This is a genomic window from Magnetospirillum sp. SS-4 (assembly GCF_902729425.1).
Lineage (GTDB): Bacteria > Pseudomonadota > Alphaproteobacteria > Rhodospirillales > Magnetospirillaceae > Phaeospirillum.
This window is the reverse complement of record NZ_CACVCH010000047.1, coordinates 64,482-90,275: the sequence shown is the minus strand read 5'-3', so window position 1 is coordinate 90,275 and position 25,794 is coordinate 64,482. Positions and strand designations below refer to the sequence as shown.

At 67.6% G+C, this 25,794-nt stretch carries 18 protein-coding genes; 4 read left to right on the top strand and 14 right to left on the bottom strand.

Annotated features, from left to right (window positions below; all coding sequences use genetic code 11):
* Nucleotides 1-309: 309 nt before the first annotated feature.
* The 13 genes from pnp to MTBSS4_RS07005 all read right to left on the bottom strand — a co-directional run bounded on the left by pnp (nucleotide 310) and on the right by MTBSS4_RS07005 (nucleotide 16,026).
* Nucleotides 310-2,472 (bottom strand): polyribonucleotide nucleotidyltransferase, encoded by a 2,163-nt coding sequence (gene pnp, locus MTBSS4_RS07065; RefSeq protein ID WP_173982697.1) that lies wholly within the window; start codon nucleotides 2,470-2,472, stop codon nucleotides 310-312.
* Between the two features lie 151 nt (nucleotides 2,473-2,623).
* Entirely contained in the window at nucleotides 2,624-2,893 is a 270-nt protein-coding gene (rpsO, locus tag MTBSS4_RS07060) for a 30S ribosomal protein S15 (protein ID WP_173982696.1), read from the bottom strand.
* Nucleotides 2,877-3,839, bottom strand: coding sequence for a tRNA pseudouridine(55) synthase TruB (gene truB, locus MTBSS4_RS07055; RefSeq protein WP_173982695.1), 963 nt, complete (start codon nucleotides 3,837-3,839; stop codon nucleotides 2,877-2,879). Before truB ends, rpsO begins: the two co-directional genes overlap by 17 nt.
* A gap of 2 nt (nucleotides 3,840-3,841) precedes the next feature.
* Nucleotides 3,842-4,267 (bottom strand): 30S ribosome-binding factor RbfA, encoded by a 426-nt coding sequence (rbfA, locus tag MTBSS4_RS07050; RefSeq protein ID WP_173982694.1) that lies wholly within the window; start codon nucleotides 4,265-4,267, stop codon nucleotides 3,842-3,844.
* A gap of 42 nt (nucleotides 4,268-4,309) precedes the next feature.
* The gene (gene infB / locus MTBSS4_RS07045) at nucleotides 4,310-6,925 is read right to left on the bottom strand and encodes a translation initiation factor IF-2 (RefSeq protein WP_173982693.1); all 2,616 of its coding nucleotides are present in this window, start codon (nucleotides 6,923-6,925) and stop codon (nucleotides 4,310-4,312) included.
* Nucleotides 6,926-6,993: 68 nt separating this feature from the next.
* Nucleotides 6,994-7,656: an RNA-binding protein gene (locus tag MTBSS4_RS07040; protein WP_173982692.1), complete on the bottom strand. Its 663-nt coding sequence runs from the start codon at nucleotides 7,654-7,656 to the stop codon at nucleotides 6,994-6,996.
* Nucleotides 7,657-7,672: 16 nt separating this feature from the next.
* A complete protein-coding gene (nusA, locus tag MTBSS4_RS07035; RefSeq protein ID WP_173982702.1) occupies nucleotides 7,673-9,184 on the bottom strand; it encodes a transcription termination factor NusA in 1,512 nt (503 codons plus the stop codon).
* Between the two features lie 21 nt (nucleotides 9,185-9,205).
* On the bottom strand, nucleotides 9,206-9,724 hold the full coding sequence (gene rimP, locus MTBSS4_RS07030; protein WP_173982691.1) for a ribosome maturation factor RimP: 519 nt from the start codon (nucleotides 9,722-9,724) through the stop codon (nucleotides 9,206-9,208).
* A gap of 192 nt (nucleotides 9,725-9,916) precedes the next feature.
* Entirely contained in the window at nucleotides 9,917-10,432 is a 516-nt protein-coding gene (locus MTBSS4_RS07025; RefSeq protein WP_173982690.1) for an adenylyl-sulfate kinase, read from the bottom strand.
* A gap of 96 nt (nucleotides 10,433-10,528) precedes the next feature.
* The gene (locus tag MTBSS4_RS07020; protein WP_173982689.1) at nucleotides 10,529-10,834 is read right to left on the bottom strand and encodes a hypothetical protein; all 306 of its coding nucleotides are present in this window, start codon (nucleotides 10,832-10,834) and stop codon (nucleotides 10,529-10,531) included.
* 98 nt (nucleotides 10,835-10,932) lie between these two features.
* On the bottom strand, nucleotides 10,933-11,619 hold the full coding sequence (locus MTBSS4_RS07015; protein ID WP_173982688.1) for a class I SAM-dependent methyltransferase: 687 nt from the start codon (nucleotides 11,617-11,619) through the stop codon (nucleotides 10,933-10,935).
* Nucleotides 11,616-14,894, bottom strand: a complete 3,279-nt coding sequence (locus MTBSS4_RS07010; protein ID WP_254432426.1) for a PAS domain S-box protein — start codon at nucleotides 14,892-14,894, stop codon at nucleotides 11,616-11,618. The genes MTBSS4_RS07015 and MTBSS4_RS07010 overlap by 4 nt, the downstream gene beginning before the upstream one ends.
* A 1-nt stretch (nucleotide 14,895) precedes the next feature.
* Entirely contained in the window at nucleotides 14,896-16,026 is a 1,131-nt protein-coding gene (locus MTBSS4_RS07005; RefSeq protein WP_173982687.1) for an FIST signal transduction protein, read from the bottom strand.
* A 191-nt stretch (nucleotides 16,027-16,217) separates the two neighbouring features.
* Here MTBSS4_RS07005 and MTBSS4_RS07000 point away from each other — a divergent pair, with 191 nt between their 5' ends.
* The 4 genes from MTBSS4_RS07000 to MTBSS4_RS06985 all read left to right on the top strand — a co-directional run bounded on the left by MTBSS4_RS07000 (nucleotide 16,218) and on the right by MTBSS4_RS06985 (nucleotide 25,102).
* Nucleotides 16,218-17,408, top strand: a complete 1,191-nt coding sequence (locus MTBSS4_RS07000; protein WP_254432425.1) for an efflux RND transporter periplasmic adaptor subunit — start codon at nucleotides 16,218-16,220, stop codon at nucleotides 17,406-17,408.
* On the top strand, nucleotides 17,405-20,473 hold the full coding sequence (locus MTBSS4_RS06995) for a multidrug efflux RND transporter permease subunit (RefSeq protein ID WP_173982685.1): 3,069 nt from the start codon (nucleotides 17,405-17,407) through the stop codon (nucleotides 20,471-20,473). The genes MTBSS4_RS07000 and MTBSS4_RS06995 overlap by 4 nt, the downstream gene beginning before the upstream one ends.
* Before the next feature lie 4 nt (nucleotides 20,474-20,477).
* Entirely contained in the window at nucleotides 20,478-23,576 is a 3,099-nt protein-coding gene (locus tag MTBSS4_RS06990; protein ID WP_173982684.1) for an efflux RND transporter permease subunit, read from the top strand.
* A 95-nt stretch (nucleotides 23,577-23,671) separates the two neighbouring features.
* Nucleotides 23,672-25,102: an efflux transporter outer membrane subunit gene (locus MTBSS4_RS06985; RefSeq protein WP_254432424.1), complete on the top strand. Its 1,431-nt coding sequence runs from the start codon at nucleotides 23,672-23,674 to the stop codon at nucleotides 25,100-25,102.
* Between the two features lie 15 nt (nucleotides 25,103-25,117).
* Here MTBSS4_RS06985 and MTBSS4_RS06980 read toward each other — a convergent pair whose 3' ends face one another.
* Nucleotides 25,118-25,507: a hypothetical protein gene (locus MTBSS4_RS06980; RefSeq protein WP_173982683.1), complete on the bottom strand. Its 390-nt coding sequence runs from the start codon at nucleotides 25,505-25,507 to the stop codon at nucleotides 25,118-25,120.
* Nucleotides 25,508-25,794: the final 287 nt, after the last annotated feature.

Genomic DNA, 25,794 nt, shown 5'->3' with positions numbered 1-25,794 from the left:
GTACCTGCGTATCCCCGATCTTCCGCCACCCGCCCCGGAAATCCTGCATGAACGCCGGTAGCGTTTGGAAGAAGAAGAACGGGAAGAATGCCGCCCCGAAATCCGCTCTCTGCGACAGGTGGCGTTGCGTCAATTCCAGCGCCTTGCCGTCCTCGAACACGGCGAGGATGCGCCGTTAACCGCCAGGGCCTTGATCGTTATCGGCCCCCTTGCCGGGACGTGATCCATTCGGCCCGGGGCGGTGGGGTGAAATGAAAAGGGCGCGGCCCTTGCGGTGCCGCGCCCTGTCCCTATCCGGTCGCCACGGGATCAATCCTCGTGGTGACGCTCCTTCTTGCGTTCGGTTTTCTCGGCCTCGATCTGGGCCGAGATATCCTCGCCTGTGGCTTGGTCCACCTGCTTCATGGACAGCTTGACCTTGCCGCGGTCGTCGAAGCCCAGCACCTTGACCTTGACCACGTCGCCCTGCTTCAGGATGTCGGCCACCTTGGCCACCCGCTCGCGCGAGAGTTCCGAGATGTGGACGAGACCGTCGCGGGAACCGAGGAAGTTCACGAAAGCGCCGAAATCGACCACCTTCACGACCTTGCCGGTGTAGACCACTCCCAGTTCCGGTTCGGCGACGATGCCCCTGATCCAGTCGATGGCGCGCTGGGCGGCATCGGCGTCGACCGAGGCCACCTTGATGGTGCCGTCGTCGTCGATGTCGATCTTGGCGCCGGTCTGCTCGCAGATCTCGCGGATGACCTTGCCGCCGGTGCCGATCACTTCGCGGATCTTTTCCTTGGGGATCGAGATGGTGGTGATGCGGGGCGCGTTGCCCGACACCGAATCGCGGGCGTGGTCGAGGCCCTTGTTCATCTCGCCCAGGATGTGGATGCGGCCGTCCTTGGCCTGGCCCAGGGCGATCTTCATGATCTCCTCGGTGATCGAGGTGATCTTGATATCCATCTGAAGGGCGGTGACGCCATCGACGGTGCCGGCCACCTTGAAGTCCATGTCGCCCAGGTGATCCTCGTCACCCAGGATGTCGGACAGCACGGCGAAGTCCTTGCCTTCCTTGATCAGGCCCATGGCGATGCCCGCCACCGGCTTGGGCATGGGAACGCCGGAATCCATCAGGGCCAGCGAGGTGCCGCACACGGTGGCCATGGACGACGAGCCGTTGGACTCGGTGATCTCGGACACGACGCGGAGCGTGTAGGGGAAGGCCTCCTTGGCCGGCAGGCAGGGGCGGATGGCGCGCCAGGCCAGCTTGCCGTGGCCGATCTCGCGGCGGCCGGGCGAGCCCATGCGGCCGGCTTCACCCACCGAGTAGGGGGGGAAGTTGTAGTGCAGCATGAAGTGCTCGCGGTATTCGCCGGCCAGCTGGTCGATGATCTGTTCGTCCTGGCCGGTGCCCAGGGTGGCGACCACCAGGGCCTGGGTCTCGCCGCGGGTGAACAGGGCCGAGCCGTGGGCGCGCGGCAGGATGCCGACTTCCGCGACGATGGGGCGAACCGTCTTGGTGTCGCGGCCGTCGATGCGCACGCCGGTCTTGAGGATGTTGCCGCGCACCACCTCGGATTCGAGGTCCTTCAGGATGCCGCCGGCGACCGCCAGTTCGGCGGCCTCGGTCAGGGTGGCCAGGGCGCCTTTCTTGATCTCGCCGACGGCGGCGTAGCGGTCCTGCTTCTTGACGATCTTGTAGGCGTCGGCCATGGCGGCGGGGATGCCGGCGGCCTCGAACTTCGAGCGCACCACGGCGACCTCGGCCGGGGCCTCGGGCAGGTTCCACGGGTCCTTGGCGCACTGCTCGGCCAGTTCGATGATGGCCTGGATGACCGGCTGGAAGTTCTTGTGACCAAAGGTCACCGCGCCCAGCATGATCTCTTCCGACAGCTCGCGGGCTTCGGATTCGACCATCAGGACGCCTTCCTGGGTGCCGGCGACCACCAGGTCGAGGGCGCTGTCCTTGATGTCGCCGACCAGCGGGTTCAGCACGTATTCACCGTTGGCGTAGCCGACGCGGGCGGCGCCCACCGGACCCATGAAGGGCAGGCCAGACAGGGTCAGCGCGGCCGAGGTGCCGACCAGGGCGACGATGTCGGGATCGTTCTCCAGGTCATGGGCCAGGACGGTGCAGACCACCTGCACCTCGTTGCGGAAGCCATCGGCGAACAGCGGGCGGATGGGGCGGTCGATCAGGCGGGAGACCAGGGTCTCCTTCTCGCTGGGCCGGCCCTCGCGCTTGAAGAAGCCGCCCGGAATCTTGCCGGCGGCGAACGCCTTTTCCTGGTAGTTCACGGTCAGCGGGAAGAAATCGATTCCCGGACGCTGGCTCTTCACGCCGACCACGGTGCACAGCACGGTGGTGTCGCCGTAGGTCGCCATCACGGCGCCGTCGGCCTGACGGGCGACCTTGCCGGTCTCCAGGACCAGCTTGCGTCCGCCCCAGGTGATTTCCTTGCGGTATACGTTGAACATCGACATTACAGTCCGTTCCTTTTTCTTAGGACCACCGCCGGATTGCGGACGGTCCCGACGTCATGAAATCCAAATGCGGCAACCCGCGTGAAGCCATCCCCACGCGGGCACCGTCCAGGCCGACGTCCGGCCGTAGTCTCTAGAGTCAGAAGCCCGCTTACTTGCGGAGGCCGAGACGAGCAATAAGCCCCTCGTAGCGCTTCTGATCCTTGCCCTTCATGTAGTCGAGCATGCGACGACGCTGGCCGACCATGATCAGCAGGCCGCGGCGCGAGTGGAAATCCTTCTTGTGCTCCTTCAGGTGCTCGGTCAGGTTGCGGATGCGCTCCGACAGAATCGCGACCTGGACTTCCGGCGAACCGGTATCGTTTTCCTTGGTCGAGTATTCCTTCACCAGCTCCTGGGTGCGTTCAGGGGTGATCGACATCGTCTACTCCTTCATCATTCATGAGATTCAACACGCGCACCGCGCGGATTTCTCCGCCCTCGATGCGCGCCAGCGCCACCATCCGTCCGCCGTCCATGGCCCGGCACAAGGTGCCTTCGCCAAGCGCGGCCTCGGGGTCGCGGGTCGTCACGTGCCTGAGGGGAACGGGATTGCCGCAATGGAGGCGCCGGGCCTCCGCCGCCGTCAGGGCCAGGGCCGGGATGTCGTCCAGCGCGGTCTCGACGGGCAGCAGATAGGTCCGAGGGCCGGGACCTTGCCCCAGCTCCGCGAGAGTTTCAAGGGAAATCGCGTCGGCCTCGTGGAATGGGCCGCAGGCGGTGCGCCGCAGGACCGAGACGTGGCCGAGCGTTCCCAGGGCGGCGGCGAGGTCGCGGGCCAGCGAGCGGATATAGGTTCCCTTGCCGCAAACCACCTCGAAATCGGCATGATCGGCGTCGGGCATGTCCAGCAGGGTCAGCGAATCGATGCGGACGGGGCGGGGGGGCAGGTCCACCGTTCCGCCGGCGCGGGCCAGGTCGTAGGCGCGCTCGCCATCCACCTTGATGGCGGAATAGGCGGGAGGAATCTGTTCGATCTCGCCGATGAAGGCGGGCAGGGCCGCCTCGATGGCGGCGCGGGTGGGGCGGGCGGGGCTGGTCCCGACCACGTCGCCCTCGCGGTCGAGGGTGGCGGTAGCCAGACCCCAGCGGACCTGGAAGCGATAGGTCTTGGTCCCGTCCATCACATGGGAAACGGTCTTGGTGGCTTCGCCCAAGGCGATGGGCAGAACGCCGGTGGCCAGCGGGTCCAGGGTGCCGCCGTGGCCGACCTTGGCCGCCTTCAGCAGCCATCGCACCTTGCCCACCACCTGGGCCGAACTCAGACCCAGCGGCTTGTCGATGGCCAGCCAGCCATGGATGGGCGTGCCCTTGCGCTTGCGGGCCACTGTTATCCGTCGTCGTCGTTGTCGGGCGCCGCCGGTGGGGCGTCGTCCAGGCCAAGGTCGCGGCGGACCACCGGGCTGCGCAGGATGTCGTCGATGCGCGACGCTTCGTCGAAGGTGGTGTCGGCCTGGAACCACAGGTCGGGCACGGCGCGCAGTTGCACCGACCGGCTGATTTCGTGGCGCAGGAAGGCCTTGGCTCGTTTCAGCCCGGCCAGGATGGGGGTGGGGTCGCCGCCGCCCAGCGGCACCACGAACACGGTGGCGTTATGCAAGTCGGGGCTGACCCGCACCTCGGTCACGGTGATGGCGCGGTCCTGAAGACCGGGGTCGCGGAATTCACCCCGTTCGATGATATTGGCGATGGCGTGCCGCAGTTCCTCGCCGACCCGCAGCTGACGCTGGGACGGAGGCTTGTTCCCTCTGGGCATGGCTTCCTCCGGGCCTGAGTGAAGAGTATGACGGTACGCCCCTTACAGGACGCCCGCCACCTCTTCGATCTCGAAGCACTCGATGACGTCGCCGACGCGGATGTCTTCGTAATTGGTGAAGGACATGCCGCACTCGTAGCCCTCGCGCACATCCTTGACGTCTTCCTTGAAGCGCTTCAACTGGGCCAGATCGCCAGTGTGGATGACCACGTCGTCGCGCAGCAGGCGAACCTTCGAGCCGCGCTTGACGGTGCCTTCGGTGATGATGCAGCCGGCGACCTTGCCGACCTTGGTGATGTTGAACACCTCGCGGATGTTGGCATAGCCCAGGAACCGCTCGCGCAGGGTGGGGGCCAACATGCCCGACAGCATCTTCTTCAGGTCGTCGGTGACGTCGTAGATGATCGAGTAGTAGCGGATGTCGACGCCGTCGCGCCGGGCCATGTCGCGGGCCTGGGGATTGGCGCGGACGTTGAAGCCGATGATCAGGCCGCCGGTGGCGCGGGCCAGGGTGACGTCGGATTCGTTGACGCCGCCCACCGCCGCGTGCAGGACGCGGACCTTGACGTTGTCGTTGCCGATCTTCTCGACGGTGCCGACGATGGCCTCGATGGAGCCCTGGACGTCGCCCTTGACGACGATGGGCAGTTCCTTGGCCACTCCCGACTTGATGTCGGTGAACATCTGTTCCAGCGTGCTGCGCTGGCCGGCCTTCGCCTTGGCCTCGCGGTCCAGGCGCTGGCGGTAGCTGGCGATCTCGCGGGCGCGTCCCTCGTCCTCGACGGCGGTGAAGTCGTCGCCGGCGGCGGGGGTGCCCTGAAGGCCCAGAACCTCGACCGGGCTGGACGGGCCGGCTTCCTTGATGGCGTTGCCGTGGTCGTCCACCAGGGCGCGGACACGGCCCCACTCGGCGCCGGCGACGAAGATGTCGCCCACCTTGAGGGTGCCCTTCTGGACCAGCACGGTGGCGACCGAGCCGCGACCCTTTTCCATCTTGGCCTCGATCACCACGCCCTGGGCGGCGCGATCGGGATTGGCCTTGAGGTCGAGGATTTCGGCCTGGAGCAGGATGGCCTCCTCCAGCTTTTCCAGGTTCAGCTTCTTCTTGGCCGACACCTCGATGGCGAGCACGTCGCCGCCCAGGTCCTCGGTCACCAGTTCGTGCTGCAACAGCTCCTGGCGGACCTTGTCGGGATTGGCCTCGTGCTTGTCGATCTTGTTGATGGCGACGATGATCGGCACCTGCGCCGCGCGGGCGTGGCGGATGGCCTCCACCGTCTGCGGCATGATGCCGTCGTCGGCGGCCACCACCAGCACCACGATGTCAGTCACCTTGGCGCCGCGGGCGCGCATGGCGGTGAACGCCTCGTGGCCGGGAGTGTCGATGAAGGTGATCTTGCCGCCGGTGCTCATGGTCACCTGATAGGCGCCGATGTGCTGGGTGATGCCGCCGGCCTCGCCCGAGACCACGTCGGTCTCGCGCAGGGCGTCCAGCAGAGAGGTCTTGCCGTGATCGACGTGGCCCATGATGGTGACCACCGGGGGGCGCGGCGTCAGATGCTCGTCGGCGTCGGCCTCGCCGCCCAGGCCCACCAGCACGTCGGCTTCCGACACGCGCTTGGTGTTGTGGCCGAATTCGGCCACCACCAACTCGGCGGTATCGGCGTCGATGTTCTGGTTGATGTTGGCCATGACGCCCATGCGCATCAGGCTCTTGATCACGTCGGCGCCGCGCACCGCCATGCGGTTGGCCAGTTCCTGGACCGTGATGGTCTCGGGAATGATGACCTCGCGGATGACCTTCTCGGCACCCTTCTGCATGTGCTTGAGGCGTTCGCGTTCGCGGGCGCGCTTGACGGCGGCCAGCGAGCGACCGCGCTCGGAACGGTCGTCGTCGGTGAGCGCGTCGGTGATGGTCAGCTTGCCGGTGCGGCGGCGTGGCTCGGTCCGCTTGACCGGCGCCGGCTTATGGGCGGCGGCGCGCTTCTTTGCCCGCTCTTCCTCTTCCTCTTCCTCGTCGGTGCGGGGGCGGGGAGCCGACGCGGCCTCGACAGCGGTGGTGGTCGTGGCGGTGGCGGCAGCCGGCGCGGCTGCTGCCGGCGCGGCCGCGGCCGGCGCGGCGACGGCCACGGGGGCCGCCGGCTGCGGCGCGGCTTCGACCGGCGCGGCCTCGTCCTCGGCGACCGGCTGGGATTCGGCGTGCTGGCGGGCCTCGTCCTCGGCGCGCTGGCGAATTTCTTCCTCGGCGCGGCGCTGGGCTTCCTCCAGCGCGTGGCGGGCGGCTTGCTCCTCGGCGCGGCGGCGAGCCTCCTCTTCCTGGCGCTGCGCCTCCTGCAACGCCCGGGCGCGGGCATTCTTCTCGTGATTGGTCAGGTCGTGGGCGCTGACCGCGCGGGCGGCGGCCTCGACCTTGGCGACCGCGGCGGCGAGGTCGGCCTCGGCGGCCGAATGGGCGCCGTCCTTGACCTCGTGCATGGCGCCGCCGGCGCTGGTGAAGGTCCGCTTCTTGCGGACCTCGACGGTCACGACCTTCGACCGGCCATGGGAGAAGCTCTGCCGAACCTGACCCGTCTCGACGGTCTTTTTCAGCTCCAGCTTGCCCGGCTGGGACAGCTTCAGCGGGGCCTTACGCTCTTGGTCCTTGGAATCATCGCTCATGTAGAACTTCGTCTCTCACGCAGCCATATCTGCGGCCGGAATGCCGCTGAAAAAAAACGCTCCAAAGTTCACGCCGGGCGATCGGAGCCGCCCTGGCGGAAGCCGGCCAGAAGGCCGGAAATCTCTATCAGCCGCCGGGCCAGCTTGCCCGGCGAAACACAGGCATGCACGGCCTGATCGCGCCCGAAGACGGTACCGAGTTCGGTGCCGTCCAGCACTTCGATCACCGGCAACGCGGGGGCGAGGCCCCGCACCTTGTCGCGTCCGTCGCGGGCAGCGTCGCGGGCGGCGATCAGGAGAGCGGCGCGGCCGGCTCTGACCTCGGCGCATACCTTCTCGAATCCCATCACGGCCTGACCGGCCCGGCGCGCCAGACCGATATCGTCGAGACAGCGACGAACCAGCAGCGCTTCGACCCGGTCGGCGAGATCGCCCGACACGCTCACCTGACGGCGAGCCGCCCTGGCGAACAGCTTCTTCGCCACGGCCGTATTTACCACATCCCGGCGGGGGCTCAACCAGATTCCCCGTCCAGGGAGGCCTTGTCCCAGGTCGGGAACCACCTCCCCCTCCGGCGACACGGCGAAGCGCAGCAGTTCGGCCTTGGGCCGATGCGCCCCGGTGACGACGCATCGCCGCTCGGGACCGCTGTCCTCGCCTTCGTCCCCGATATCGGGAACGCCGGCCTCATCGCCATCGCCACTGTTTGGCGCCTGCGGGTTCAAGCCCATGAGCCCGCCCTAATCCTCAGCCCTCGCCTTCGAACCAGTGGGCGCGGGCGGCCATGATCACCGCGTTGGCCTCGTCCTCGGTCAGGGCGTCGCGCCCGACGATGTCGACCAATTCGTCGCTGGCTAGATCGCCCAGATCATCCAGGGTCTTGACGCCCTTGTCGCCCAGCTTGACCAGCATGGCGGGGGTCAGCCCCTCGATGGCGGCCATCTCGTCGGCGACGCCCATGTCCTTGCGCATCTGGTCGTAGCGTTCGTCCTGTTCAGCCAGGAAGGAGCGGGCGCGGCCCTGAAGCTCATCGGCGACGGTCTCGTCGAAGCCCTCGATCTCGGCGATGTCTTCCAGCGGCACGTAGGCCACTTCCTCGACGGACGAGAAGCCTTCGGTCACCAGCAGGTGGGCGATGACGTCGTCCACGTCCAGCGCGGTGATGAACATGTTGGAGCGCGAACGGAATTCCTCGGTGCGGCGCTCGGATTCCTCGGCCTCGGTCAGGATGTCGATGTTCCACTGGGTCAGCTGGCTGGCCAGACGCACGTTCTGGCCGCGTCGGCCGATGGCGAGCGACAACTGGTCGTCGGGAACCACCACCTCGATGCGGCCGGCTTCCTCGTCCATCACCACCTTGGTGACCTCGGCGGGAGCCAAGCCGTTCACCACGAAGGTGGCGATGTCGGGCGACCACTGGATGATGTCGATCTTTTCGCCCTGCAACTCGGCCACCACCGCCTGAACGCGCGAGCCGCGCATGCCGACGCAGGCGCCGACCGGGTCGATGGAGGAATCGTGGCTGAGCACGGCGATCTTGGCGCGGGAGCCGGGATCGCGGGCTACCGCCTTGATCTCGATGATGCCGTCATAGATTTCCGGCACTTCCTGGGCGAACAGCTTGGCCATGAAGACCGGATGGGTGCGCGACAGGAAAATCTGCGGCCCGCGCGGCTCGGCGCGGACGTCGTAGATGTAGGCGCGGACGCGGTCGCCGGTGCGGAAGGTCTCGCGCGGGATCAGCTCGTCGCGGCGCAGCAATCCCTCGGCGCGGCCGAGATCGATGATGACGTTGCCGAATTCGACCCTTTTCACCAAGCCGTTGCTGATCTCGCCGATGCGGTCCTTGTATTCGTTGAACTGGCGCTGGCGCTCGGCGTCCCTGACCTTCTGGACGATGACCTGCTTGGCGGTCTGGGCGGCGATGCGGCCGAAATCGATGGGGGGCAGCGGATCGATGATGAAGTCGCCCACCTGGGCGTCGGGCTTCTTGCGCAGCGCCTGCTTCAAGGTGAACTGGGTCGCCTCGTTCTCGACCTCTTCCACCACCTCGATGTAGCGGGCCAGCTGAATTTCGCCGGTCTTGCGGTCGATGTGGGCGCGGATGTCGTGCTCGTGACCATATTTGGAGCGTCCGGCCTTCTGGATGGCCTGCTCCATGGCTTCAAGGACCTCGTCGCGGTCGATGCCCTTGTCGCGGGCGACGGCGTCGGCCACCTGGAGGAGTTCGGGGCGGGGCAGTGCGGCGATACGTTCCATGGTCATCGTACGTGTTCGTCCTCAGTCTTCCTGGTCCGTCATGGTCGCGGCGATCAGCTCGTCGGTCAGCACCAGCTTGGCGGCCCTGACGTTCGGCAGTGGTATGGAAACCTCTCCGGCGGCTTCGCCACCGGCGGCGGTCTCGATGGCGAGGCGGACGTTATTGCCCGTCTCGTCCAGACCCAGCAGCTTGCCCCTGAACCGCTTGCGCCCCTCGATCGGCTGGATGGCCTCCAGCTTGGTCTCGAAGCCGGCCCACCGCTCGAAGTCCTTGGCCCGGGTCAGCGGCCGGTCGATGCCGGGGGAACTGACCTCAAGCGAGTAGGCCCCCGAGATGGGGTCCTCGACATCGAGCAGGGCCGAAAGCGCGCGGCTGATGTCGGCGCAATCCTCCACCGCCATCATCACGCCGTCCTTGCGGTCGGCCATGATCTGAAGCGTGAGCCGTTGCTGTCCCTGCAACTGCACCCGCACCAACTCGTAGCCCATCGCGTCGAGGGACGGCGCTATCAGGGCCTCCAAACGGCTTTGAAGTTCCATAACCCTGTCGCCTTGCGACCTTCTGGTCCCTAAAACAAAAAAAAGTGGGCCGAAGGCCCACCCTCACAACCCCGCCGAGCGGGTACGCAAGAATGTGTCTAGGCGGTACTATAGCCAAATTGACGGCGGAGGCAAGGACGTTGTCGCCGCCGCCGATGCGAATTTTCCCGGTTTCCCCGGCGCCGCGCCAACTCAGGAGGACGCGGAGGCCTGGATCAGGGCCAGGATGCGGCCGCTGGATTCCTCGGCGGTGACGTCGCCGCCGTTGTCGATGACGAGATCCGGGGTCAGCGGGGCCTCGAACGGGGCGTCGAGGCCGATCATCCGTCCGTCGTTGCGGGCATAGAGCCCCTTGGGATCGCGGCGGACCAGTTCCTCCACCGGAACGCGGAGATAGATTTCCAGATAGCGCCGGTTGTTGGCCCGGTTCCAGTCCCTGACGGCGTGGAACATCGAGATGGTGCTGCAAACCACGGTCATGCCCTGGGCGGCCAGGGCGTGGCACATGCGGCCATAGGTGTGGGCGAGCGCCCGGCGCTCCTCCTGCGAGTGGGCGTGAACCGCCCCCAGCATCTCGCGCATTACGTCGCCGTCGAGATAGATGGCGGGGACGCCCCGTTGCCGCAGGCTTTCCCACACCATGTGTCCGACGGTGCTCTTGCCCGCGCCGGACAGGCCGGTGATCCAAACGACAAGTCCGTCGTCCATCGGGTACATGAAAACTCCACTGCGGCCGGTATCGGCGGGGCCCGCGCCTGACCGGCGGCGGGGCCGTCGGGGTTCGGCGATGGCGATGCGAAAGCGTCAGGGCTTGGTGTGCGGCTTCATCTTGTAGGCGTAGACGTAAAGGTCGTTGTCGCCGGGCTGGCTGCCGGGCCCCTTGGTCTTGCGGGTGGTGCGGAAGAACTCGGCCACCTCGTGGGCCTCGAACTCATCCTTGGCCAGACGCGAGATCCAGGCATCGCCCTTTTCCTTCAGCTTGTGATGGTTGAACAGCTTCAGCTTCGGGCTGGCGGTGAAGCCGACATACCATTCGGCGAAATTGCCGCCGTTGCGGCCGATGCAGTCTTCGATGTCGTCGATGATTTCGGTACGGGATTTCGCCGCCATTATCCGCTCCCCAAACGTTCCCCGAAGAATATGGCCTTATCCGTCGTGACGGGGCAATAGGGTGTGTGCCCGATCTGTTTCCGGTCCGCGTCCCTGGTCTATCTCTTGGGGGCTTCCACCCGCAATCCGGTCAGGATAAACACGTCGGCCGGGGTCAGCGGGCCGTCGGCGTTCAGGCGTCCGCCGGCCACCGCCTTGGCCTGGGGACGCTTGCGGATCACCACCTCGATGGCGCATTCCGCCACCGGCGTCAGGGTCTGGTCGAAGCGCGGCAGGCCGTGCCGATAGCCCTGGTCGATCGCCTCCATGCGGCGGATATCGGCCTGGGCGCCCAGGATCTGGACCAGTTCCACCAGATTGAGCGATCCCGGACTCCAGGATCTGGTCTTGAACAGGGTAAAGGTCCAGCGGTTGTCCTGGTTGTAGCGGGACGGCCGGAAGCCCTGTTCGTACATGTCCTCGTCGGGGACCAGCAGCACCAGATGGCCGCCGGGTTTCAGCACGCGGAACCAGTGGCGCAACGCCTCGCGCGGGTCGGCCATGCGCTGGAGGGCGTGGCTGGCATGGACAAAATCAAAGGTGGAATCGGCAAGGCCGGTCAGGTACTGGGCATCGCCATCAGCCACGTCCCACAGGCGCATCCCCTTGATGGCGGGAAAAAGCTCGGCGTACTGGCCGATGGGGTCGGCGGCGCCGTTGATGTCGAGTCCCTGGCCGACGAAATAGCGGGTGGCGAAGCCGGGCAGGTTGAGACGGCGAAGCATCGCCTTGCTGGTGTCCTTCATGGTGTGCTCTCCGGCAGGGCATAGGGGGAACCGCCCAGCCGGGCGGGCAGGGCGCCGACTTCCCTGTCCAGGACGGCCAGGGCCGTCTCGACGTCATGGCCGGAGCGGGCGGCGCTCTCCAGCGTCAGGCATGCGTCACGGACCGAGGACAGCCCCAGGCTGGCCGCCGCCCCCTTGATGGTATGGGCCTCGCGGCGGATGCGCTCGAAATCCCGACGCTCCAGCGCGGCGGCGGCCTCGACGGCCCGGCCGGTGGCGTCCGCCAGGAACTTGACCAGGATGGCGGTCACCGTGTCGGCCTCCAGATCGTCCCGGAGCTGGTCGAGGACGGCGAAATCGATGGCCGGGGCGGCATGAACGGCCGTCGGCGGCCGTGGCCGCGGCGGTTCCAGATTGGAATAGCGGGCCAGAACCTCGGTCAGCTTGCGGCGGTCGACCGGCTTGCTGATATAGCCGTTCATGCCGGCGTCGAGACAGATCTGGTCGTCGCCGCGCATGGCGTTGGCGGTCATGGCGACAATGGGGACATGGGCGGCCTGGAGGGGCAGGGCGCGAATGACGCGGGTGGCTTCCAGCCCATCCATTTCCGGCATCTGAACGTCCATCAGCACCAGGTCGTAGGGCAGCAGGCGGACGGCCTCGACCGCCTCGGCGCCATCGCCCACCACGTCGACCGAATGCCCCAGGCGGCGCAGCAATCCCAGCGCCACCTGCTGGTTGACCGGATTGTCCTCGGCGACCAGGATGCGCAGGCGTCGGCATCCCTGTTCACTGTCGGATTCACGGGCTGCGTCCTCCCGGACGTTGGCGGGATGGGCGGTGACGCCAAGCAGGCGGGCGATGGTGTCGAGGATGGTGCCCTGGCGCAGCGGCTTGTGCAGGAAGGCGTCGATGGCGCAGTGCTCGCCTTTCTCGATCATCCCCTGGGACGAGGTGACGATGACCCTGGTCCGGCTCAGCATGGGCATGGCGCGGATCATCCGCACCATGTCGGGACCGCTGACCATGGGCATCTGGGCGTCGATCATGGCCACTTCCCAGGGATGGCCGCGGGCGGCGGCGGTGGTCAGCTCGGTCATGCCGTGGCCGGCGTCGGAGCAGGACGCCACCGTCACCCCGAACGAGCGCAACTGGCGTTCCATCACGTCGAGATTGACCGGATTGTCGTCGACCACCAGGACGCGGCGGCCGGACAGGTCGGGCGGGGCGGCGCTTTGCGGTCCCAGCACCTCGACGGGCAGGTCGATCCAGAAGCGGCTGCCCCGGCCGGGCTCGCTTTCGACGCCGACGGAACCGCCCATCAGTTCGGCCAGGCGCTTGCTGATGGCCAGCCCCAGCCCGGTTCCGCCATAGCGCCGGGCGGTGGAGGCGTCCACCTGCGAGAACATGGCGAACAGGCGTTCCTGGGCTTCCGTGGCGATGCCGATACCGGTGTCGCGGACCTCGAACCGCGCCATGACGGGGGAGGATGCTTCTCCGACGATGCCGACCTCGATGGACACTCCGCCGGTTTCGGTGAACTTCACCGCGTTGCCGCCGAGATTCATCAGAACCTGACGCAGGCGGCCGGGATCGCTGCGCACCAGCATGCGCAGGCGGGGATCGATCAGGCTGGCGATCTCGATGCCCTTGGCGTGGGCGCGGGGCGCCAGGATGTCGACCACGCTTTCCACCAGCGGCACCAGCTCGAATTCGGTGTAGTCGAGGTCGAGCTTGCCGGCCTCCATCTTGGAGAAGTCGAGGATGTCGTTGATCACCGTCAGCAGCGATTCGCCGGAATCGCGGATGGTCTCGGCGAAATGGCGCTGTTCGTCGTTCAGGTCGGTGTCCAGCAGCAGGCCGGTCATGCCGATCACCCCATTCATGGGGGTGCGGATCTCGTGGCTCATGGTGGCGAGGAACTCGGACTTGGCGCGGTTGCCGGCCTCGGCGGCTTCCTTGGCCTCGCGCAGTTGGCGCTCGACCAGCCGGCGCTGGGTGATGTCGCGGAAGCCCAGCACCACGCCGACCTGGCGCCCCTGTTCCATCACCGGCGAGGCGATGTATTCCACCGGCAGGATCGAGCCGTCGCGGCGGCGGAAGCTGGCTCCGTCGTCCCGGACCGGGTCTTCCAGCCGCAGCAGGACGCGATAGAGCGTGCGGGCCGAGTCCAGGTCAGGGGCCATCAGCGGCAAAATCTCCTGCCCGACCAGTTCGGCGGGGTCGTAGCCCAGCAGCCGGGCGGCGGCGCGATTGACGAACGAGGCCCGGCCATTGAGGTCGATTCCCAGGATGCCGTCGTCGACGCTTTCCAGGATCGAGGCGTTGCGCTGGGCCAGTCGCTCGATCTCGGCCTGGGTGATCTTCAGCCGCTGGTCGGCCTCGATCTCCTCGGTGATGTCCGAGGCCGTGCCGCGATAGCCGAGGAATTCTCCGGATTCGGTAAAGACCGGCTTGCCGTTGACCCGCAGCACCCGTCCGGGGACGTCCCCCATGGGCTTGGTCCGGTAGACGAAGTCGCGGAAGGGCCGTCGGGCCGCCAGATCGGCAAGGTTCTGCCGCCGGGCCTCGGGGGCGCTGTCGTCGGCGATCATCTCGTCCCTGGTGCGTCCGATGTAATGGTCGGGCAGGGCGTGGGTGAATTCGGTGAAGCTGCCCGAGAACCGGGTAAAACGCAGGTCGGGGCCGGTTTCCCAGAACCAGTCCGACGAGGATTCGGCGAAGTCGCGGAACCGCAGCTGGCTTTCGCGCATGTCGCGCTCGATCCGCTTGCGGTTGGAAATATCGCGGATGATGCAGATCACATGGGGGATGCCGGTGGGCGACAGGTCGCCAACCCCCAATTCGATGGGAAAGTCCCCGCCGGTCTTGCGCCGGGCCATGCTTTCGCGGCTCAGGGCGAAGATGCGTTCCATGCCGTGGTGTTCGGACGGCGTCTCGGCCGGCAGCAGGACGTCGATGGAACGGCCGACCAGTTCGTCCCTGGCATGGCCGAAGATCAGCAGCAGGGCCTGGTTGACGCTGATGATCCGGCCGGAACGGTCGGTGATGACGATGCCTTCGCCGACCGTATCCAGAATCGCCTGAAGATGGGCCTCGGCCTGTTGCCGCGCGGCGTGGTTGGCGGCGCGCAGCTCCTCTTCCATCAGCCGGGTCGAGCGGTCGCCCAGCCGCCGCTCGCGGTCCTGTTCCTCGTAGCTCTCGCTCACCAGCTGGAGCAGGAGGGCAAGGTCCGGATTCCCGTCCGGACTTCCACGCGACGCCCTGGCCAGTTGGCGTTGAAGCAGCCGATGCACGCTATGACTCGGAAATGGTGGTGATGGTCATGGTCTGGTTGTGGAGTTCGCACTTGCCGGTGAAGCCGTGCGGCGAGATTTCCCCATAGGAGTAAAAGCCGATCAAGTTGGCCTGGCTTCCCAGAGCGTCGGCGACGATCTCCACTTCCTCGATAATGCGCTGGCCCATCAGCAGCTTGCGGCCGATGCAGCTGACCAGCAGGGCCAGGCAGGGCTTGCCGGTGGCGGCGGCCTCGGCCGCCTTGCCGGCGCCGTCCACCAGATTGTCGAAATTGCCGCGCATTAGTCGGGCGACATAGCCGGCGGGGACGTCGCCGGCGAAGGTCATCGACTTGGTGGCCTCGTCGATGCCGACGATGGTGCGGACCACCTCGCTGCCCTCGACATCGCGCGACGGGCGGATGGACAGCGGGAACAGCAGGGCGCTGCCCGGCAAGCCCTGGGCTTCCTCGCCCAGATAGCGCTTGTAGAGGTCGAGGGCGGGTTCGCCGTCCAGCTCGAACAAGATGTTGCTCTGCGAACGGGTGATGGTGCGCGGCGGTCCGAATTCGTCCCAGCCGCCGAAGCTGCCGTGACCGATGGCCAGCTTGTCGCCGTACAGGCCGATGGCGGCAACCCGGCCCGGCCGCATGGCGTCGTTGCAGCCGACGGCGGTGGATTCGAAGCGGGGGCCGTCGCCGGCCAGGCCGCCGGTGACCACCACGTCGGCGGGAACCGCCTCAAGGCAGCCGGCCACCAGGCAATCGCCGTTGACCCTGGTGCCGTCCGACAGGATGAAGATGGCCCGGAGGCCGTCGCCGGCCAGTTCGCGGGCCAGTTCGTCGCCGACCTTGCGCGAATCCGAGATGTCGGCCAGGTCGCGGGCCGCGACCCTGACCCAAGACGAGTGGAAGCCGATGGCGGCGACGGCGATGCTGTCGTCCAGCACGTCGGCGCCATTGATCTCGCCGCCGGTGGTGCAGCCGACGATGGCGGCGGCGGGGCCGTGGCGTTGGCGCAGGCTTGCCAGCAAGGCGTCGGGGGCCATCACGCCGGGGGCGGCGAAATAGAGCACCAGCGCCGCGTCTTCCCTTCGCTCGTCGTCACCGGTCCATCCCTGGGCGGCGGTCCAGCCCCGCTGTTCGATCCACATTCTCGTGCCTCGTTCCCTGCTGTCCAGTCGCCAAATCTAGCAGCAAAATGTAGATGGAATATGAACTTCGCGCAAAGCCCGGCACGCCATTCGTATTGTTCGGGGATATTGATCGGTTACCCTCTGTTACAGACAGGCGCCGGAGCAATGCGCATAATCGGCCCTGGTCCTGCCAAGTGGAGTTCCGGGGCGTGCCTTTCGTTCGATTCAAGCTGTTCAACCTCGACCGCGGCGCCATCGTCGCCGCCGGCGTCATCGCCGCCGTGGTGGCGGCGGCCTTCCTGTGGCCGTCGGTCCAGACCGCAGGCCCGCCCGGACGGCCCGGCGGAGCCGACGGGCGGCCGGTGCCGGTCATCGCGGCCGTGGTGACGCGCAAGGATGTGCCGATCTATCTGGACGCCCTGGGAACGGTTCAGGCCTACAATACGGTGACGGTGCGCCCGCGTGTCGACGGCGAACTGGTCGAGGTGCTGTTCAAGGAAGGCCAGGATGTCCGGGCCGGCGACGTGCTGGCCCAGATCGATCCGCGCACCTACCGGGCCCAGTACGAGCAGGCCCAGGCCGCTCGCGACAAGAACGCCGCCCAGTTGGAGGCGGCCCGGCGCGACCTTGCCCGCTATGTCTCGCTGGGCGACCGCGTCACCGGGCAAAGCGTCGATACCCAGCGCGCCCTGGTGCGGCAACTGGAGGCGGCGCTGCGCTCGGACGAGGCCGCCATCAGCAACGCCCGGACCATGCTGGGCTATACCGTCATCGCCTCGCCCATCGACGGCCGCGCCGGCATGCGGCTGGTGGATCGCGGCAACATCGTGCGCGCCGCCGACGCCACCGGGCTGGTGACCCTGACCCAGATCCAGCCGATATCGATCATCTTCACCCTGCCGCAGCAGAACCTGCCGGCCATCGCCGATCGCCTGCGCGAGGGGGCGCGGCTGCCGGTGCTGGCGGTCCAGCCCGACAGCCGCGCCGTGATCGAGACCGGTGAGTTGGAACTGATCGACAACCAGATCGATCAGGCCACCGGCACCATCAAGCTGAAGGCGGTGATGGCCAATGCCGAGCGCCGGCTGTGGCCGGGTGGTTTCGTCAGTGTTCGCCTGCTGCTCGACACCCGGCAGGGCGGGCTTGTGATTCCGGCGGCGGCGGTGCAGCGCGGCCCGCAAGGCCCCTATGTCTTCGTCGTCGGGCCTGACCACACCGTCGACATGCGGCCGGTGACGGTCTCCACCATCGAGGCCGGGCAGGCGCTGATCGAATCCGGGGTGGAGGAGGGTGAGACGGTGGTGGCCGAGGGCGTGGCCAAACTGGCCCAGGGCAGCCGCGTCGCCACCGGCGGCGATTCCAAGGGGGGCAATGGAAGGGGCAAGGGCGGAACGCCATGAACATCTCGGCGCCGTTCATTCACCGGCCGGTCGCCACCTGGCTGCTTGCCCTGGCGGTGGTGCTGTCCGGCCTGCTGGGATTTCGCATGCTGCCGGTTTCGGCGTTGCCGCAGGTGGACTTTCCCACCATCCAGGTGACCACCCGGTTGCCCGGCGCCTCGGCCGATACCATGGCCTCGCTGATCACCACCCCGCTGGAGCGCCAGTTCGGCCTGATTCCGGGACTGGCGGTGATGACGTCCACCTCGGCCCAGGGCGCCAGCGCCATCACCTTGCAATTCGATCTGGGCAAGAGCATCGACGCGGCGTCCGAGGACGTCCAGGCCGCCATAAACGCGGCCAAGGGCGTGCTGCCGCCCAATCTTCCCTATCCGCCGGTCCATTCCAAGGTCAATCCGGCCGATCCGCCGATCATGACCCTGGCGCTGACCTCGGACACCTTGCCCATCACCCGCGTCAACGACGTGGCCGATACCTTGCTGGCCCAGAAGCTCAGCCAGATCGGCGGCGTCGGCCGGGTGCTGGTGGAGGGCGGACAGCGCCCGGCGGTGCGGATACAGATGGACCCCGACCGTCTGGCCGCCTATGGCCTGACCCTGGAGGATGTGCGCACGGCCCTGTCCCGGGCCAATGTCGACATGCCCAAGGGCAGTTTCGACGGCCCGACCCAGGCTCTGACCCTGGGGGCCAACGACCAGATTTCCGATCCCGCCCTCTATCCGCGCCAGATCATCGCCTGGAAGAACGGCGCCCCGGTCCGGGTGGGCGACGTGGGGCAGGTGGTGGAGGGCGTCGAGGATTCCCGTGTCGCCGGCTGGTATGACGGCCGGCCGGCGGTGATCATCAACGTCCAGCGCCAGCCCGGCGCCAACATCGTCGCCACGGTCGACCGCATCCACGCCAAGCTGCCGGAACTGCGCCGCGCCATCCCGGCCGGGATCGGCCTTGCCGTCCTGGCGGATCGGACCGAGACCATCCGCGCCTCGGTGGCCGACGTCCAGTTCACCATGGTCCTGACCATCGGCCTGGTGATCGGGGTCATCTGGGCGTTCCTGCGCAGTCCCAGGGCGACGGTCATTCCCGCCGTGGCGCTGCCGCTGTCGCTGGTGGGAACCTTCGGAGTGATGGCGCTGGCCGGCTTCTCGCTGGACAATCTGTCGCTGATGGCGCTGACCATCTCGGCTGGCTTCGTGGTGGACGACGCCATCGTCATGGTCGAGAACATCGTCCGCTACATCGAGAAGGGCATGAAGCCGCTGGAGGCCGCCCTGGCCGGTTCCAGGGAAATCGGCTTCACCATCGTGTCGCTGACCGTGTCGCTGGTGGCGGTGTTCATTCCGCTGCTGTTCATGAGCGGCATCGTCGGCCGGCTGTTCCGCGAATTCGCCCTGACCCTGACGGTGGCGGTGGTGGTCTCGGCGGTGGTGTCGCTGACCCTGACGCCGATGATGTGCGGCCATCTGCTGAAGGGCGGGCACGAGGAGGCCAGGTCGGGGAATTTCTTCAACCGGCTGCGCGATCTCTATGCCGCCTCGCTCGATTGGGTGCTGCGCCGCCAGACCGCGACGCTGTGGCTGGCGGTGGCGACCCTGGCCGGCACGGTGGCGCTGTACGTGGCGATGCCCAAGGGCTTTCTGCCCACCCAGGATACCGGCCTGGTCATCGCCACCACCGACGCCCGCGCCGACATCTCGTTCGCCGCCATGACCGAGTTGCAGCGCCGCGCCGCCGACATCGCCAGGGACGACCCCGACGTGGCGGCGGTGGCGTCGTTCCTGGGCACCGGCGGCGTCAACGTCACCGCCAATACCGGCCACATGAGCATCGTGCTGAAGCCGAGGAAGCAGCGTTCGGCCTCGGCCGGGCGGATTATCGCCCGGCTGTCCGAACGGCTGGCGGCGGTGGCGGGGCTGGAGGTCCATCTGCGTCCCGCCCAGGATATCCAGATCAGCCCGCGGTCCAGCCGCACCCAGTATCAGTACACCCTGACCGACATCGACGCGGCCGAACTGGCCCGCTGGGCGCCGCGGGTGCTGGAGCGGCTGCGCGCGTCGCCGCTGCTGGCCGACGTGGCCTCGGATTCCCAGGATGGCGGCCAGCAGGCCGACATTCTGGTCGATCGCGATAAGGCGGCGCGGATGGGGGTGTCGCTTCAGGTGGTGGACGACATCTTGTACGACGCTTTCGGCCAACGGCAGATATCGACCATCTATTCCCAGGTCAACCAGTACCACGTCATTCTGGAAGTGGGGCCGGAGCACCAGCTTGGACCGGAGAGCCTGGCCTCGCTCCGGGTTCGCTCGTCGTCCGGCGCGCTGGTGCCGCTGGGCGCCTTCGCCCAGGTGTCGCGCAACCGGGTGCCGCTGACCGTCACCCGCCAGGGACAGTTTCCCGCCGTCACCATCAGTTTCAACCTGGCTTCCGGCGCGTCGCTGGGGCAGGCGACCGCCGCCATCGACGATCTGCGCCGCGACATGGACCTGCCCGAGACCCTGTCGGGCGAGTTCTCGGGCGACGCCGCCGAATTCCGCAAGTCGCTGGAGAACGAACCCTGGCTGATCCTGGCGGCCCTGGTGGTGATCTACATCGTGCTGGGCGTGCTCTACGAAAGCACCATCCATCCCGTCACCATCATGTCGACGCTGCCGTCGGCCGGCATCGGCGCCCTGCTGGCCCTGCTGGTCACCGGCAACGACCTGTCGCTGGTGGCGCTGATCGGCATCGTGCTCTTGATGGGAATCGTCAAGAAGAACGCCATCATGATGATCGACTTCGCCCTGGAGGCGGAGCGAACCGAGGGCAAGACCCCGCGCGAGGCCATCGTCCAGGCCTGCCTGCTACGGTTCCGTCCCATCATGATGACCACCATGGCCGCCCTGCTGGGGGCGCTGCCGCTGGCGCTCGATACCGGCACCGGCGCCGAGCTGCGCCGGCCGCTGGGAATTTCCATCGTCGGCGGCCTGCTGCTCAGCCAGTTGATCACGCTCTACACCACTCCGGTGATCTATCTGGCGCTGGAGCGGGTCAAGCGACGGTTCGCGGCCCGGCCGGTTCCGGCGGAGTAGGGGGATGAACTTCTCGGCCGTCTTCATCCATCGTCCGGTCGGAACCCTGCTGCTGGCGCTGGGATTGTTCCTGGCCGGTCTCGCCGCCTTTCACAGCCTGCCGGTGGCGCCGCTGCCCAAGGTCGATTTTCCCACCATCGCGGTGTCGGCCCGGCTGCCCGGCGCCGACCCCGCCACCATGGCCGCCACCGTGGCGGCGCCGCTGGAACGCCGCCTGGGCGAGATTCCCGGCGTCGCCGAGATGACGTCCACCAGCACCCAGGGGGCGACCTCGATCGTCGTGCAGTTCGACCTTGACCGCGACATCAACGGCGCCGCCCACGACGTGCAGGCGGCCATCAACGCCGCCGGGGCCGAACTGGCGCTGGACCTGCCGCAGCCGCCCACCTACCGCAAGATCAATCCAGCGGAATCGCCGATCCTGATCCTGGGGGTCAAATCCAGCACCCTGCCGCCGTCCAAGGTCTACGACGCCACCGATTCGATCCTGGCCACCCGCATCTCGCAGGTGGACGGGGTGGCGCAGGTCACCTTGAGCGGCGCCGAGAAGCCGGCGGTGCGGGTGCGCGTCGACCCATCGCGACTGGCTGCGATGGGAGTTGGGATGGAGGAGGTCCGCGCCGCCCTGGCCGAGGCCAATGTCAACATGCCCAAGGGCAGCCTGGAGGGCGAGGCCGAGACCCTGTCCATCGACGCCAACGACCAGTTGTTCATCGCCGCCGATTTCGCGCCGCTGATCATCAAGTCCGCCGACGGCGCCGTCGTGCGGCTGTCGTCGGTGGCCCAGGTGGTCGACGCCACCGAGAACTCGCGGCTGGCCGGCTGGTTCAACCGCGAGCGGGCGGTGCTGGTCATCATCAGCAAGCAGCCGGGCGCCAATGTGGTCGAGACGGTGGAGCGCATCAAGGCGATCCTGCCCCAGCTGCGAAGCTGGATGCCGCCGGGAACCACGGTGTCGGTGGTGTCGGACCGCACCGTCAACATCAGGGGCAACCTGGACGACGTCGAGACCACGCTCGCCATCTCCATCGGCCTGGTCATCCTGGTGGTCTATCTGTCGCTGGGCCGGATGACGCCGACCATCGCCGCGTCCATCACCGTGCCGCTGTCGCTGGCCGCCACCTTCGCGGTGATGTGGCTGGTGGGCTACAGCCTCAACAACATCTCGCTGATGGCCATCACCATCGCGGTGGGATTCGTCGTCGACGACGCCATCGTCATGATCGAGAACATCGCCCGCCACATGGAGAACGGCGAAAGCCCGCTGGAAGCCGCCATCAAGGGGTCGCGCGAGATCGTGTTCACCGTCGTTTCCATCACCTTGTCGCTGGTGGCGGTGTTCGTGCCGCTGCTGTTCATGGGCGGAATCCTGGGCCGGCTGTTCCGCGAGTTCGCCGTCACCTTGTCGGTGGCCGTCGTCGCCTCGGCGCTGGTGTCGCTGACGGTGACGCCGGTGGTGTTCGGCCATCTGATGAACCGGCGGTCCGGCCCCCGGCGACCGCCATCGCTGCCGGCCCGGATCGGCGAGGCCGCCATGGCCTGGATGGAGCGGCTCTACCTGTCCGGTCTGGGCTGGGTGCTGGCGCATCAGCGGCTGATGCTGGTGGTGGTGCTGGCCACGGTGGTGGTCACTGTCCAGTTGTATCGCGTGGTGCCCAAGGGATTCTTTCCACCCCAGGATACCGGTCTGGTCTTCGCCAGCACCGAGGCCCGCGTCGATATTTCGTTCCGCTCCATCGCCGAGCGCCAGCAGAAGGTGGCCGAGGTGATCCTGGCCGACCCGGCGGTGGAGGGGCTGGGATCGTTCGTCGGCGCCGGCACCTTCGGCACCACCCACCAGGGCCGCATGTTCATCAACCTGAAGCCGCTGGGCGAGCGCAAGGTCTCGGCCCAGGAGGTCATCAACCGGCTGCGGCCCAAGCTGGCCCAGGTGGACGGCATCGCCACCTTCCTGATGGCGGGGCAGGACATCCGCATCGGCGGCCGCATGGGCCGTGCCCAGTTCCAGTTCGTGCTGTCGTCGGAATCCCTGGACGAATTGCGGGAGTGGACGCCCCGGCTGGTGGAGCGGCTGCGGCGCGAACCCGGGCTGACCGACGTTTCCAGCGACATGGACGCGGCCATTCCCCAGATGCGGGTTGTGGTGGACCGCGATGCCGCCGCCCGGCTGGGGGTGTCCATGACCGATGTCGATAACGTCCTGCACAACGCCTTCGCCCAGCGTCCCGTCTCGACCATCTACACCCAGCGCAACCAGTACAAGGTGATCCTGGAGGTGGAGCCGCGCTTTCAGGAGGACCCGGCCTCGCTGCACCTGCTGTGGGTCAAGGCCGCCGACGGCCGGCAGGTGCCGCTGGACGCGCTGGCCCGATTCGAGCCCGCCACCGCGCCGGTCACCGTCGCCCACCAGGGACAGTTTCCAGCCTCGACGCTGACGTTCAACCTGGCGCCGGGAACGCCGCTGGGCGAGGCGGCCGAGCGCTTGCAGGCGGCGGCCCGCTCCATCGGCATGCCGGACGGCGTGCGTTGGGAATTCGCCGGCAACGCCAGGGCGTTCGCCCAGTCGCTGCGCGATCAGCCGGTACTGATCGTGGCCGCCCTGCTGACCATCTTCATTGTGCTGGGCGTGCTGTACGAAAGCACTCTGCATCCGCTGACCATCATCTCGACGCTGCCGTCGGCCGGCATCGGCGCCTTGCTGGCGCTGCTGGCGACCGGCACCGAACTGACCCTGATCAGCGTCATCGGCGTGTTCCTGCTGATGGGAATCGTCAAGAAGAACGGTATCCTGCTGGTGGATTTCGCCATCGCCGCCGAGCGCCGGGGGGCTTCGCCGCAGGCCGCCATCCTGGAGGCCTGCCGCATCCGCTTTCGCCCGATCACCATGACCACCATGACGGCGCTGCTGGGGGCCGTGCCGCTGGCGCTGGCCTTCGGACCGGGCGGGGCGCTGCGCCGGCCGCTGGGAATCGCCATCGTCGGCGGGCTGTTGCTGTCGCAGATGCTGACGCTTTATACCACGCCGGTGGTCTATCTGGCGCTGGCCCGGCTGTCCCGCTGGTGGGCGGCCAGACGGGCGAGGGGGACGGAGAAGGCGAGATGACAGAAATTCCGCGATGCCGAGACGACTTCGCCCTTCGAGACGCTTCGCTCCTCAGGATGAGGCCGGGGGGACATCCTCATCCTGAGGAGGCCGCCGTGCGGCCGTCTCGAAGGATGAGGATGGTGGTCCTGGCCTCGTCGCTGTCGGTTCTGGCCGCCTGTTCGGTGGGCGATCCGTACGTCCAGCCGGCCTCCAGGGCGCCGGCCGCCTGGACGGGCGCCACCCCGGCCGCCGCGCCGGCGGAGTGGCCGTCGCGGGACTGGTGGCGGGGCTTCGGTTCGGCCCGGCTGGACGAGATGATGCGCCAGGCGGCCCAGGACAATTTCGATCTGGCGGTGGCCATGGCCAAGGTGCGCCAGGCCGATGCCCAGGTGGCGATCATGGGCGCGCCGCTGCTGCCGTCGCTGTCGGCCAGTGGCGGCGTCAGCCGCTCGCGCTCGTCCATGGCGGCGGCGTCGAGTTCGGCCACCACCGCCCGGACGCCGAAGGCGACCCACTCCACCTCCACCAACACCTTGCTGAACGCCAGCTACGAGATCGATTTCTGGGGCAGGAACACCGCCGCCCTGGGGGCGGCGCAACAGGCGGCCCAGGCCAGCCGCTTCGACCGCCAGACGGTGATGCTGACGGTGCAGTCCTCCGTCGCCACCGCCTATTTCGATATCCTGGGATTGCAGGAACGCCTGCGGGTCGCCCGCGAATCCATCGCCAACGCCGAATCGGTGCTGAGCGTCTACCGCGACCGCATGGCGGCCGGAACCGCCACCTCGCTGGACGTGGCCCAGCAGGAAACCGTGGTCGCCAACCAGCGAGCCGTGCTGGCGCCGCTGGAACAGCAGATGCGCCAGACCCACAACGCGCTGGCCATCCTGACCGGGCGGATGCCGGACGAGATGTCCCCGATTCCCGAGACCCTGGCGTCCCTGTCGGCGCCGCGGCCGGCGCCGGGGCTGCCGTCGGAACTGCTGGCCCGGCGTCCCGACATCGCCGCCGCCGAGGCGCTGCTGAAGGGCGCCAATGCCGACATCGCCGCTGCCCGCGCCGCATGGTTTCCCAGCATCAGCCTGACCGGCCAGACCGGCTTTCAGAGCCTCGACCTTCTCAAGATGATGACGCACGAGAGCCTGCTGTGGTCGCTGGCCACCTCGGTGACCGCTCCCATCTTCGACGGCGGCCGCATCGCCGGCACGGTCGAGCAGAAGCGCGCCCGCTTCGAGGAACTGTCGCAGACCTATCGCAAGGCGGTGGCCTCGGCGTTCTCCGACGTGGAGAACGCCCTGATCGCGGCGGAGAAGACCGCCGAGGAGGTCGCGGCCCAGCAGGCCGCCGAGGCCACCGCCCGCAATGCCTTCGACATCGCCCGCTCGCTGCTGGCCGGCGGCACCGTCGACATCACCGCCGTACTCAACACCCAGAAGGCGCTGTATGCCGCCCAGGACGCCCTGACCCAGGCGCGGCTGCGCCAGCTTCAGGCCACGGTCGGACTTTACAAGGCCATGGGCGGCGGCTGGAGCAGCGGTGGATAAGGGGGTGGCGGTTTGCTACATCGCCAGCTTGCCGAGGGCGGCCTGGGTGGCCGAAGCCTTGGCCTTGGCCTTGTCCAGGTCGCTTTCGGCCATGCCGTCCCGGGCCATCTTCAGCGCCGCTTCCAGGGCCATGCGCTTGTCGGCGGGCGAATCGGGAATGGCCCCCATGCCCTGGCCCTTGCACGGATTGGCCTGGTTGGCGTCGAATCCGGCGCCGCCAGGGCCGACCAGGCAGTTGACCACATGCTGAAGATGGCTCTGCACCATCTTCATGTCGGGAGAGCCGGCGGCCATGCCGGCATGGGCGGCGGCGGTGGTGATCTCCTTGGCCGCGTCGGCGGCGGCGGCGGGCTGGGCGGCGACCAGGGCAAGCCCGGCAGCGGCGAGGACGAACAGTCGTTTCATGTCGTGACCTCCTGGACTGGGATGATCAGTCGCCTGACAAGTGATCGTTGGGGACGGGAAATTCAACCCGCCCAAACGTTTTCGCCGCACTTGATGCCCGCTGGGTTCCGGCCCATATTGAAAAACGAACAGTGACGAGGAGGCCTTATCATGCGGCGACAGAAAGCCAGGGTCCGGGTTGCGACGCGGGATGGCGCTCCACTGGCCGTGATGGCCGTGGCCACCCTGGTGGTTCTCGCGGCGATGGCGCTGCTGGCGGGTTGATCCCCGTCGTTTCCTTCGAAAAT